The 11,987-nt window shown below is 40.4% G+C and carries 10 protein-coding genes and 1 tRNA gene; 9 read left to right on the forward strand and 2 right to left on the reverse strand.

What is annotated here, in order from left to right; translation table 11 throughout:
* Window positions 1–7: 7 nt before the first annotated feature.
* Window positions 8–3,094 (reverse strand): SusC/RagA family TonB-linked outer membrane protein, encoded by a 3,087-nt coding sequence (locus G457_RS0116835; RefSeq protein ID WP_026947500.1) that lies wholly within the window; start codon window positions 3,092–3,094, stop codon window positions 8–10.
* A gap of 538 nt (window positions 3,095–3,632) precedes the next feature.
* Window positions 3,633–5,912, reverse strand: a complete 2,280-nt coding sequence (locus tag G457_RS21790; RefSeq protein WP_051260875.1) for a sodium-translocating pyrophosphatase — start codon at window positions 5,910–5,912, stop codon at window positions 3,633–3,635.
* 202 nt (window positions 5,913–6,114) lie between these two features.
* On the opposite strand from G457_RS21790, the gene G457_RS0116845 reads away from it, so the two are divergent.
* From G457_RS0116845 to G457_RS22620, 9 genes are all read left to right on the forward strand, one after another.
* Window positions 6,115–6,399: a hypothetical protein gene (locus G457_RS0116845; RefSeq protein ID WP_026947501.1), complete on the forward strand. Its 285-nt coding sequence runs from the start codon at window positions 6,115–6,117 to the stop codon at window positions 6,397–6,399.
* 75 nt (window positions 6,400–6,474) lie between these two features.
* Entirely contained in the window at window positions 6,475–6,828 is a 354-nt protein-coding gene (locus tag G457_RS0116850) for a DUF4174 domain-containing protein (protein WP_248602874.1), read from the forward strand.
* Between the two features lie 454 nt (window positions 6,829–7,282).
* Window positions 7,283–7,357: transfer RNA gene (locus G457_RS0116860), tRNA-Pro, on the forward strand.
* Window positions 7,358–7,739: 382 nt separating this feature from the next.
* A complete protein-coding gene (locus G457_RS0116865; RefSeq protein ID WP_026947503.1) occupies window positions 7,740–8,975 on the forward strand; it encodes a site-specific integrase in 1,236 nt (411 codons plus the stop codon).
* 336 nt (window positions 8,976–9,311) lie between these two features.
* Window positions 9,312–9,782, forward strand: coding sequence for a JAB domain-containing protein (locus G457_RS0116875; RefSeq protein WP_026947504.1), 471 nt, complete (start codon window positions 9,312–9,314; stop codon window positions 9,780–9,782).
* 359 nt (window positions 9,783–10,141) lie between these two features.
* Window positions 10,142–10,354, forward strand: a complete 213-nt coding sequence (locus tag G457_RS0116880; RefSeq protein WP_026947505.1) for a helix-turn-helix transcriptional regulator — start codon at window positions 10,142–10,144, stop codon at window positions 10,352–10,354.
* Window positions 10,341–10,655 carry a HipA N-terminal domain-containing protein gene (locus G457_RS0116885; protein ID WP_026947506.1) on the forward strand — a complete coding sequence of 105 codons (315 nt, stop codon included), beginning with the start codon at window positions 10,341–10,343 and terminating at the stop codon, window positions 10,653–10,655. Before G457_RS0116880 ends, G457_RS0116885 begins: the two co-directional genes overlap by 14 nt.
* 3 nt (window positions 10,656–10,658) lie before the next feature.
* A complete protein-coding gene (locus G457_RS0116890; RefSeq protein WP_026947507.1) occupies window positions 10,659–11,618 on the forward strand; it encodes a HipA domain-containing protein in 960 nt (319 codons plus the stop codon).
* Between the two features lie 112 nt (window positions 11,619–11,730).
* A complete protein-coding gene (locus tag G457_RS22620; protein ID WP_081701475.1) occupies window positions 11,731–11,901 on the forward strand; it encodes a JAB domain-containing protein in 171 nt (56 codons plus the stop codon).
* Window positions 11,902–11,987 lie beyond the last annotated feature (86 nt).

The following is an 11,987-nucleotide window of genomic DNA, read 5'->3' on the forward strand; positions in this document are numbered from 1 at the left end:
TAAAGTGTTACAGTCCCAAATTCAAAGTCACAAAGTAGCTCTGTACTCCTGGGAATCCCAGACCGGTAAATCCAACGGCATTTCCTCCAGCACCTGCAGAGAAAGATTCAGGATCGAATCCATCCCATGGGGTAGAAAGGATGATGTTGTTTGCCGCAAGCGATATTCTAGCTGTTCTGAAAGGTGTTCTTCCCAAAACATTAGGCTGGAGATTATAAGCCAAAGTGATATTTCTTAGCTTGATGAAATCCGCGTCTTTCACGAAGTTTTCGGATACACCTCGATAGTGATTTCTCCAGTAACCTGCACCATAATTTACGCCGTCAGGACCTACGCCTTGACCCAACCAAACCTCTTGAGTGTTCTGGGAACCATCAGCCAAGACTCCAGGGAATACCACGAAGTCGTTTCTTCTTTCAGAATCTTCTTGCTTGCCAAAGGCAGATAGGAAGTTGCCAAACTGATCATACTGCTGAAGTCCGGAGCGGAAATCAATCAAGAATGAAAACTCGAAACCTTTGTAGCTGAAATCATTTCTCAAACCTCCAAAAAACTTAGGAACTGCATTACCTAAAACCAGTTGGTTTCCATTTCTAACTGGAAAGCCATTAGCTCCGATCAATTGTGTAAGGCCTCTGTCAAGTTCTGTTGCTCCCTCAGGTGCCCCAGGTCTTACATAGCTGCTACCAAAGATATTTCCATAAGCTTCTCCTTCTTCAAGAATCATGGTTACTGTGGCTCCCGCATATCCAAATTGGGAACCTACGACAATTTGCTCGATTCCTTCTCTAATCGCCACGATTTCATTCGCATTGGTAGTTAGGTTAGCTGAAACATCCCATCTGAAATCGCCTCTTTCGATCGGTGTACCTCCGATGACAAATTCCCATCCACGGTTTTCGATTTCTCCCGCGTTTGTGATGTAAGAGGAGAATCCTGTAGCATCAGAAATCGGCACTGGAATAATCTGATCTTTGGAGTTTGTCTTATAGTAGGTTACATCCAAGTTTGCTTTGTTATTGAAAAAGGCAAACTGTGCACCGAACTCCAAGGACGTCGTCAACTCAGGACGGAGATTTGGATCACCGAATACAGAGTTTCGGGAGAAACCAACCTGTCCATTCAGTGGGAATACACTTGGAGACACAAAGAATGATCCTAGAATATGCGGATTGGTGTCTTTACCCACTTGCGCCCAAGATGCTCTTAGCTTTCCGAAGGTCACCCATGATGGCAAGTCAAAATTCTCGCTAAATACATACCCCAAGTTAACTGAAGGGTAAAAGAAGGAGTTATTATTCTTCGGTAGAGTGGAGGAGATGTCATTTCTTCCGGTCACGTTCAAGAATAGGAAGTTTTTGTAATCGACCATCAAGTCACCGTACAAACCTACCAATCGACGAATGCTCTTTCCCTGAGAAGCGAAAATCTGTGTGGTATTATTTAGATTGAAGAAATCTGGAATTACGAAATTTGTTCCAGTAGCAGTAACTCTGTCAAACTTACGCTCGAAAATATCATTTCCTAATCTTAGCGTGGTATTCCAGTCGCTATTCCACTGCTTTTGCAAGGTAATGTAGAAATTGGAGGTAATATCACGGCTGTTGATTCGCGTCTCCTCGATGAAGCCTGTAGAGCTCAATGCTCGCTCTCCATCGATTCCTTTTGGACCTGGAGTGATTTCAGTTCTGGAATCCGAATAATTATCCACTCCCAATCGGTAAGACAATGTCATCCACTCAGTAGGGCTGTAGTTCAAATTGATGTTTCCAATGATTCGGTTCACATTATCTTCATAAGTTGCAAATCGGGCATCGTAAATTGGATTGGTGTTGCCATAAGTACGCATGGTACCGTCCTCGTTGATGTAGTCTCGGACATCTGTCGTTTCTGACCAGTACATCATTCTCTCCAGGAAACGATCGTGAGGTACTCGATTACCTCCAGAGTTGATATAATTCATTGAACCTGAGAAGTTGAACTTCTCGCTCACTTTAATCGTGCCGGAGAGTTTGGCACTGGTACGATCCCAGTTGGAGAAAGGAATGATGCCGTTTTGATCAAGTCTACCGAATGAACCGTAGAAAGTCGCTTTTTCATTACCTCCGGATACAGAAATGGAGTTATCAAACTGGATACCAGTATCAAAAGCTCTTTCCCAGTTGTTTTGATAAACGTAATCCGGGTCATTTTCTTCGGCAATATTAGCACCCCAAGAAGGCCAGAAACTAGAATCGTTTCTTTCACCGCTAAAGCCTTGTCCATATTCGTCTTGAAGTCGAGGCTTTTTCACTAGTCGATCAAAACCTAGAGAGGAATTGAAATCAACTCGAACCTGACCTGCTTTACCTTTCTTAGTGGTAATGATGACTGCCCCATTTGCCGCTCGTACACCGTAAAGCGCTGTAGCGGCTGCACCTTTTAGTACAGACATGGACTCAATATCATTCGGGTTGATGTCAGCAATACGGTTTGACATACCACGAGGTGTACCTCCTGACTCTACCGTAGAGTTATCTACTGGCACACCATCCACTACGAATAGAGGTTGATTGTCTGCTGAAGGGTCCAATGAGTTAATTCCTCGGATGATGATTCGGGCAGATTGGCCAGGAGCACCACCGGAATTAGTGACTTGCACACCGGCTACTTGGCCTTGAAGGGCGTTAACCACATTTTGTTGTCTGGTCTTGGTGATTGCTTCTGAATCAATACTTTGAGCAGCATAGCCAAGTGCTTTTTTATCTTGAGAAATACCGAAGGCCGTGACAATGACTTCATCAAGCTGAGATTCCTCTGTTTTCATGATGACATTGATCACACTGGTATTTCCGACAGATACTCGCTGAGTCTCAAATCCAATAAAGGAGAATACCAAAACCGCATCGGAATTGGGAACCGAGATGGAGTAGTTTCCATCGATGTCTGAAACGGTACCGTTGGTCGTACCGTCCACCACGACGCTGACCCCCGGTAGGGGTAGACCGTCTTCTTGTGTAGTAACTTTTCCTGTGACTGTCTGCTGGGCCATGGATAGTCCCACGGTCGAGCAACTCAGCAAGAAAAGCAACATGAACTTGTAGTAGTTTTTCATATGATTAAAATTTGGTTTTAAAAAGGACATATGGAATCTCGCATTTGGCAATCATCCAAGGTTTTGGGTTTTTCGTCAAGCTCGATTTCATCTGTTTATAATTTGTTTTTGAGAGGTCAGATGGAATCTCGCACATTTTACAATCATCCGATTGAGTGTTGCTAGCGTTGTGCTCGATTTCACGTGCATGTAGTTTAGGGTTAGTGAAACATTAATTTGCTTTTTTATGCAATTTTTAAAATACAAAACAGGCAAATCACCAAATATAATTTCTAAAAAGCAGCAAATACTGCAATAAAACTGGCAGATTTCTTGTCTTTTATCCTGACTTAGGAAACCTATTTTGTAGAACAGATTTTAATTTACTAAACAAAATGGTTAAAATCCGAAGATTTGGCCTGAAATTTCTTTTAAAAGTGAGTTTTCTTTGATTTTCAGGTAAAAAATAGAGTTGCTGTTTTTTGCAGTAATTAAAATTTAGGCAAAAAAAATCGCCGTATTTAACGGCGATCTTTTTTTATGATTAATCAAGGAGGGTTTATTTGACGATTTTCTCGGTCACAGTGACAATTTCTTTCCCTTCCTCAACCTTAATTTCTTTTTTAACCTCGATTACTTTGGCATCTGCCATTTCACCATGAGAATCATGTGAAGATAGAAGCGGTGCAATTACCAATCCAACCAAACAGGTCAACTTAATCAAGATATTCATGGATGGACCTGACGTATCTTTGAATGGATCTCCGACAGTGTCGCCAGTTACAGCTGCTTTGTGCGCTTCTGATCCTTTATAGGTCATTTCTCCGTCGATCATCACACCTGCTTCAAATGATTTCTTGGCGTTGTCCCAAGCACCACCGGCATTGTTTTGGAAGATAGCCCACATCACACCGGAAACTGTAACACCCGCCATATATCCGCCGAGAACCTCAGCAGCCAATAGGGTGTCTCCAGTAAACAACTGTGTCAAAAAGGCAATCAAGATCGGAGATACAATTGTCAATAATCCTGGAAGCATCATTTCCTTCAAAGATGCCGTCGTTGAGATCTCCACACACTTGTCATACTCAGGTTCGGCTTTGCCTTCCATGATACCGGGTATCTCTTTGAATTGACGTCTTACTTCTTTCACCATCGCCATGGCAGCCTTCCCAACGGAACTCATGGCCAAGGCAGAGAATACTACTGGAATCATCGCTCCAACAAAAAGCGCTGCAAGAACAGGTGCTTTGAAAATGTTGATGCCATCGATACCTGTAAATGTTACATAAGCTGCAAATAGGGCAAGGGCAGTCAAGGCTGCAGAAGCAATTGCAAAACCTTTTCCAATAGCAGCAGTCGTGTTACCAACAGAATCCAAAATATCAGTACGCTCACGTACTTCTTTTGGCAATTCGCTCATTTCCGCAATACCACCTGCATTATCAGCAATAGGTCCGAACGCATCGATAGCCAACTGCATCGCAGTGGTAGCCATCATAGCAGATGCAGCAATGGCTACTCCATAGAAACCTGCAAAAGCATAGGCTCCCCAGATGGCAGCAGCGAAAAGCAATACTGGAGCAAAAGTGGACATCATACCTTGAGAAAGGCCTGCGATGATATTTGTTGCAGCTCCGGTAGATGAATTTTGAATGATGGTCATTACAGGCTTCTTACCCATACCAGTGTAATACTCAGTAAAGTAGCTAATCAAACCTCCCACAGCCAAACCGATCAATACGGCAGCAAAAACGTTGAACGAGGTTACAGTTTGCAAACCTTTACCGAAGAATGTCATTTGCATTTCTGCAGGTAGCATCCAGTCAATGATGAAATAAGAAGCAATACCTGTTAAGATGATTGATCCCCAGTTTCCTCTGTTTAATGCAGCCTGCACCTGCGGCTCCTTGGCATTGTTGTCACTGATCTTGATGAACCAAGACCCTACGATCGAGAAAACAATCCCGATGCCAGCAATCAAAACTGGTAATAGTATTGGACCCATTCCGCCAAAGGCGTCATTCATAGCTGTGCCATTGTTGATATCATTGATCAGATAGTTACCCAATACCATCGCTGCCAACATGGTGGCTACATAAGACCCGAAAAGGTCAGCGCCCATACCAGCAACATCTCCTACATTATCCCCCACATTATCTGCAATGGTAGCCGGGTTACGAGGATCGTCTTCAGGAATTCCAGCTTCCACTTTACCTACAAGATCAGCGCCTACGTCAGCAGCTTTAGTGTAAATACCTCCACCCACACGTGCAAAAAGGGCAATAGATTCAGCTCCTAGGGAGAAGCCGGCAAGCGTTTCGAGAACGATGGTCATTTCCATGTAGAATGACTGCTCACCGGTAATAAAAAATTGGACGAGAAGGGCAAGTAATAGTGAAAGACCGAATACGGCCAATCCAGCAACACCTAGACCCATGACAGTACCACCTCTAAAAGAAACTTGAAGAGCTTTTGGCAGACTTGTTCTTGCAGCTTGCGTGGTTCTTACGTTAGCGTCTGTGGCGATCCGCATCCCGATATTTCCCGCAATAGCTGAGAAAACGGCTCCTATAACAAATGCTACAACAATGAACCAGTGGGTGGTTTCAACCAACATTGAAACGACACCTAAAAGAGCTCCGGCAATGACCACGAAGACCGCCAACATTCTGTACTCGGCTGCTAAGAATGCCATTGCACCTTCTTTTATGTAGCCAGCAAGCTTCTTCATGTTTTCTTCGCCTTGATCTTGCTTGTTCACCCATGTTCTCAGATAAAACATGTATGCTAATCCGACCAACCCGAAGGCTGGTAAAATGTAGATTAAGTTTTCCATTTATTTTTTTTCTTTAGACTGCTTGGTTAAATAATTGGGCAAATATAGAACTTCTAGCTTTCCAGCCAACAGGTAAAAAATTTTCTATTTTGTGATTATTGTTATGTGTTTTTTGAAAAACAGGCAATGTTTCGATGCGAAAGCTTTATTTTTTTTAGAGATTGGAAAATAAAATTGAAAATCAAATAAAACGATCAACCTAATGACCGTCAAAGAATTCAAAAATTTAGAACAACCGCTGCCAAGTTTTTCACCAGAGCTACGCTCACTTTGGTGGGATTTCAGAGGAAATTGGGATATGGCCCATGCTGAAGTGGACCAACTGCCGGGTAAGTCAGCAGCTAAGGTCCATGCCTATCTCCACCGAAAGGAAGGAGATGATTGGAATGCAGAGTATTGGTATAGAAGGGCAGGTGTCAGTCGACCTTCAGTTTCGCTGGATGATGAGTGGGAGGATTTGCTTCTTGATTTTCTTCAAACATCCTAACTATTAGTAAGTTGAATAATCATGAGTCTAATTTGGAGTGTTTTTCTTATGGTAGTTTTGAGTAGTAATCCGTCTTTGAGCTTAGAAGATTTTAGATGGAAGAACAGGCTGCTAGTGATTTTTGGAGAAGAAGCAATTGATAAAAAACTTCTCGAGACTCAGTTAGATGAGATTCAAGAACGGAAACTGATCATCATGCGATTTCAAAATGAAGAATTGGTTTATTCGACAGATACATTGGATATAAAAGTTGAATCATTTTTGAAGTTAAAATCAAAAAATCCTCGGGCAGATTGGATGCTTATAGGTCTCGATGGCGGAGTAAAATCTTCAGGTAAATCAGGGGATTTGGATTTATTGAAAACTTTTAAACGGATAGATTCAATGCCGATGAGACAGAGTGAAATGAGAAAAGACGGGAAAAATTGACAAAAAAAGGTTGAAAAATACCCTTTTTAGGGGATGTTTTTGTGTTTTTTTGATTCGTATTTTGGGGCCGATTTAACGGAGTGAATTAAGTAGCCCCTTACAATAGCCGATTATGAAATTCTTTTATTTGTCAAATACCCCCAATGAAGACAATATGCTTGAGATTCATGAAAGGGAATGCAGCAACATTCCTGATTCTTTGGATCGAGATTATTTGGGCCCATTTAATAATGGGGCAGAGGCAATTCGGAAAGCGAAGTTGATTAGTGAAAATGTCACTTTGTGTGTTCACTGCTGTAAAGTTTCTACGAGTTCGGTTCTTCTGAAGAAAAAGAGTTAATGCTGGGGTTTAGAATCTTGGGAATTTTTCGAATTGAAAATGGATATTTTGGCTGAAAATTTTACATTTGCCTCGCGATTCAGGGAGCCGATTAGGTCTCGGAAATCATAAAATCGGGGTGTGGCGCAGTCCGGTTAGCGTACACGTCTGGGGGGCGTGTGGTCGCAGGTTCAAATCCTGTCACCCCGACAAAATAGGATTTTAAAAGAAATCAAAGCCTTGTAAATCACTGATTTTCAAGGCTTTTTCATTTTTAGGCTTACCAAAAGGAATCAAAACAAGCTAAAAAACTGGTGAGTAAATCGGTGAACCCGAGAACTATAAAAATCGATACTCACCAGAAGTGCTTTAATTAAATGAAATACAAGTAGATAGGTTAATCAAACTAAAGTAAAATATAGCCTGTTTTCAGCTGTTTCTGGAAAAAAGTACTTGAAAAAGTAAAGATTCCTAACCCCTCTAGAAGCCTTTAAAGGCACTTTTGGGGTCTCACTATCATAAAAAAAATCATGACTTGTTGTAAACTGCTGAAAATCAGAAGTTTTGTAAATTAATTTTGATTGAAAAAATTATGAAAAGTAGAAAAACACTGGGGATTCAATTTGTTGGGAGGCATTCAAAAGCAGACCCGAAGATTTTGCAACTGTTTTTACGTCTGACTGTGGATGGTAGGCGATCGGAATTTAGCATGAAAAAGTCCATTCCAAAACACTCCTGGAACAGTGCAAAAGGTACTGTGAAAGGGACTTCTTTGGAAAGTCAGCGAATCAATGATGCATTAGAGGAGATTAAGTCTTTTGTCATTTCAAAGTATCATGAAATGATGGTTAGGGATCTTCCCTTTACTGTGGAAGATCTTAAATCTGCAGTCCTAGGGATTGAGGAAGAGGACTTTTCATTGCGGGAACTGATAGATTATCATCAGGAGATGATGGAGTCTACCCTCAAACCTGGAACCTTAAAAAATTATGAAACAACCAAAAAGTATGTTTTGGAGTATCTTGAAAAATCACTTCGCAAAAAGGACATATCGTTTCGGTTAGTGGATTATAAATTTATCATGGGTTTTGAGAATTTTCTCAGAAGACATCAGCCTACGGATCATCAGCGTCCACTCCAGCATAATGGTATTCTTAAACACATGGAAAGGCTTAAGAAAATTCTTAACCTGGCTGTGAAGATGGACCTATTGGAAAAGAATCCATTTGAGAAATACCAATTTAAGTTTAAACGCTATGAGCGAGATTTTTTAGACGGCGATGAATTGAAAAAGCTAGAGGAAAAGGAATTTGCCAATCAACGGCTTGATCTTGTTCGTGACCTTTTTGTGTTTTCCTGCTATACAGGATTGGCTTACATAGATGTGGCTTCTTTGAATAAGGATTGTTTGGTTAAATCTGAAGGAGATTATTGGCTTTATACCGAAAGGATAAAAACCAATACGCCTGTAAAGATTCCTGTTCTGCCCAAGGCATTGGATTTAATTGAAAAGTATTCTGACCATCCTAGGGCTTCCTCAAAGGGTCTGCTTTTACCGGTCCTTTCCAATCAAAAACTCAATTCCTACCTGAAAGAGATTGCAGATGTTTGTGAAATCGATAAAAATCTCAGCTTTCATGTGGCTAGGCATACTTTCGCAACTACTGTTACACTAAAAAATGGAGTGCCTATGGAAACGGTAAGTAAATTATTAGGGCATAATAAACTTTCAACCACACAGATCTATGCCCGAGTAGTTGAAGCAAAAGTAAAAGAGGATATGGGGAAATTGAAGGAGCGATTATCCATGAAAGGGAGGAAAATGTAAAGCTATGTTTTCATTCTAAATCACTTTCCCAATTTCATTCTTCAATTGGAAAATAGATTTTTCTTAAAGCCAGTTTTTATCAGCCCTTGGTTTGAAAGGATAATGGCATATCCGATATCCATTCAAACCCAAGGCTTGAGATTTTTAAAGGGGTAAAGTTTAAAAATTCACCTGAATTCCGGAATAAGGTAAGCCTGTCTCTTCGGAGGCGGCCAAGAGCTTCCGGCATAAAGCCATTCGCCTGCGGCTCATTATTTATTCCTTTGCCTCTTGGCCTTGCTCAGGACAGGCTTGGGGTCATTCCATAATTCATGTTTCACAAAATCAAAAACAATTATGGAAGCTTTAAGAGAAAAAATCGATTTGGGTACAGTAGCTGAAATTACCATCGGGTATAGCAGCAAGATAAAGGCCAGTGACAGACCGAAGGTGAACTGTTCCCGACAGGTGTATCAGGTATTTTTGGAGTTTTGGGAAGACGATCGGATCGAGTTGGTGGAGGATTTTCACCTGATGTTGCTCAGCCGGGCCAACAGAGTTTTGGGAATCTGTACCATCAGCAGTGGAGGAACATCAGGAACGGTAGTGGATGCCAAAATGGTCTTTGCCACAGCCCTGAAAGCAAATGCTTCTTCGATGATCGTAGCCCATAACCACCCCTCAGGAAATCTGATTCCCTCCGAGCAGGACAAGCGATTGACTAAGCGACTGACTGAGATCGGAAGAGTCTTGGATCTGCCTTTGCTGGACCATGTCATAGTGACACCTGAGGGGTATTATTCCTTTGCGGATGAAGGGGGGCTTTAAGCTCCCTTTTTTTTGTTCATTTTGGATTGATATTACTCATTGAATTGAATAATTTTTATTTCGTATCGATAGAATTCAATATCATCATATTTGCCGCTAGGTAAAGCCCATTCTTAAATGCCATGATGTCAAAAAAAGGGGGTAGGATTGCATTTCTGCTTTTGGACTGAAGATGGTTTGTCTTTGCAGTAGAATTAACCTATGATATATCTAATTATACCTGATCAGGTATAGGAGTTTCGAATTAGTTAGAATTATACCCGATAGGGTGTATTTATTGGTTTTTTTATTTTATTATACCCGATAAGGTATATTTAATCGATAATAGTGTATATTTATACCCAAAAGGGTATAGGTTCATGAAAAATTTAAGTGAATTTGTTAAAAAAAGAAGGAAGTCTCTTGGTCTGACTCAAGAAGATCTTTCTTTCAAAGCCGGTGTGGGATTAAGGTTTGTTAGGGATTTGGAGCAAGGAAAAGAAAGTTTGCGAATGGATAAGGTAAATCAGGTTCTAAAATTATTTGGCCACGAATTGGGTCCTGTACAATCTGAAAGAGATGAAGAAAGCTGAAGTATATATGTATAATAAGTTCTCGGGGATATTAACGGAAGACGAAAATGGATTCCATTTTAAATATGACCCCTCATATCTACAGTCTGATCAAGCTGAACCAATAAGTTTAACGCTGCCTCTTTCAGATAAAGTTTATACAAGCAAGGTGATGTTTCCTTTTTTTGATGGCTTAATACCTGAAGGTTGGTTACTCGATATTGCCCAAAAGAATTGGAAGTTAGATCCTAGAGACCGAATGGATGTTTTACTAAAGACCTGCCAGGATTGTATAGGTGCGGTATCTATTAAAGAAATGTAAGACATGAAGAACAAATGCCTATACTGTTACCAAACGATAAGCCCCTCTGATTTAAATACTACTGCTGGTTTAAATGGTTACCATCCAAAATGTAGCAAGAAGTTTTACGATAAGCTTATCCCTCCAATATTGGACTTTACGGAAAATCAACTAGTACAATTAGCAGAACAAGTAATTAAAAGCCAAAAAACCGTAACTGGGGTACAGCCAAAGCTATCTCTAGGATTGAATGAAAAAAATGGTGAATTCGAGCGTTTTACTATAGTTGGGCTATGGGGAGAATACATATTGAAGCCTCAATCCGAAAATTATCAAAACCTGCCTGAAATTGAAGATTTAACGATGCATTTGGCAGAATTAAGTAAAATAAAAACAGTAGAACACTCATTAATTAAATTGAAGTCAGGACAGCGGGCTTATATCACCAAAAGAATTGATCGAAATAATGGTGAAAAATTGCACATGGAGGACATGTGTCAGTTAACAGAAAGACTTACTGAACATAAATACAAAGGATCTTATGAGCAGGTTGCAAAGGCTATCCTAAAGTATGCTTCCAATCCTGGATTGGGAGTAACAGATTTTTACGAATTGGTTCTATTTTGCTTTTTAACAGGAAACAATGACATGCATTTGAAAAATTTCTCATTGCTAAAAAGAAATCTGAAATATGATTTCTGCCCTGCTTATGATTTAGTTGCCTCTGAGTTAGTTGTGGAGGGGGATGATGAAGAACTGGCATTGACCTTAAATGGCAAAAAGAAAAAAATCAATAAAAAGGATTTTGAAACTGCCATGCTAAGAGCAGGTATGGATCAAAAAGTAATCGAGAATATATTTAAGAAATACAAAAAACTAATCCCCAAGTGGAATCAGTTTATTCTGGAAAGTTTTCTACCTGAGAAAATGAAGGAAGAATATATAGAGCTAATTGAACGGAAATCAAATCAATTAAAATTTTAAAAATGTTCATACTTGTATTATTTCGGGTTGCACTCCAAAAGGAGGGGGCAGTTGGAAAATTAAAACCTGAGATGGTTTTTCAAAATATGAGTACGTTTAGTTTTGTTTTTTGATGATCGTAGCCCATAACCATCCCTCAGGAAATCTGATTCCCTCCGAGCAGGACAAGCGATTGACTAAGCGACTGACTGAGATCGGAAGAGCCTTGGATCTGCCTTTGCTGGACCATGTGATCGTTACTCGGGAAGGCTATTATTCCTTTGCTGATGAAGGGGTGCTATAGGCTCCCCTTTTTTGTTGTTCATTTTGGTTATTGTTTTGCTTTTGGTCTTTTTCTTTTTCTCCAAGAAAGCAAGAAGATAAATTAAC

The sequence above is a fragment of the Algoriphagus marincola DSM 16067 genome (assembly GCF_000429405.1).
In the GTDB taxonomy this organism is placed as follows: Bacteria; Bacteroidota; Bacteroidia; order Cytophagales; family Cyclobacteriaceae; genus Algoriphagus; species Algoriphagus marincola.

Bases quoted from the DNA above. Each gene is read 5' to 3' on its own strand.
- G457_RS0116885 (WP_026947506.1), top strand. From the start codon at position 10,341: ATGAAGAAAGCTGAAGTATATATGTATAATAAGTTCTCGGGGATATTA.
- G457_RS0116835 (WP_026947500.1), bottom strand. From the start codon at position 3,094: ATGAAAAACTACTACAAGTTCATGTTGCTTTTCTTGCTGAGTTGCTCG.
- G457_RS0116865 (WP_026947503.1), top strand. From the start codon at position 7,740: ATGAAAAGTAGAAAAACACTGGGGATTCAATTTGTTGGGAGGCATTCA.
- G457_RS22620 (WP_081701475.1), top strand. From the start codon at position 11,731: ATGATCGTAGCCCATAACCATCCCTCAGGAAATCTGATTCCCTCCGAG.
- G457_RS0116890 (WP_026947507.1), top strand. From the start codon at position 10,659: ATGAAGAACAAATGCCTATACTGTTACCAAACGATAAGCCCCTCTGAT.
- G457_RS21790 (WP_051260875.1), bottom strand. From the start codon at position 5,912: ATGGAAAACTTAATCTACATTTTACCAGCCTTCGGGTTGGTCGGATTA.
- G457_RS0116845 (WP_026947501.1), top strand. From the start codon at position 6,115: ATGACCGTCAAAGAATTCAAAAATTTAGAACAACCGCTGCCAAGTTTT.
- G457_RS0116875 (WP_026947504.1), top strand. From the start codon at position 9,312: ATGGAAGCTTTAAGAGAAAAAATCGATTTGGGTACAGTAGCTGAAATT.
- G457_RS0116880 (WP_026947505.1), top strand. From the start codon at position 10,142: ATGAAAAATTTAAGTGAATTTGTTAAAAAAAGAAGGAAGTCTCTTGGT.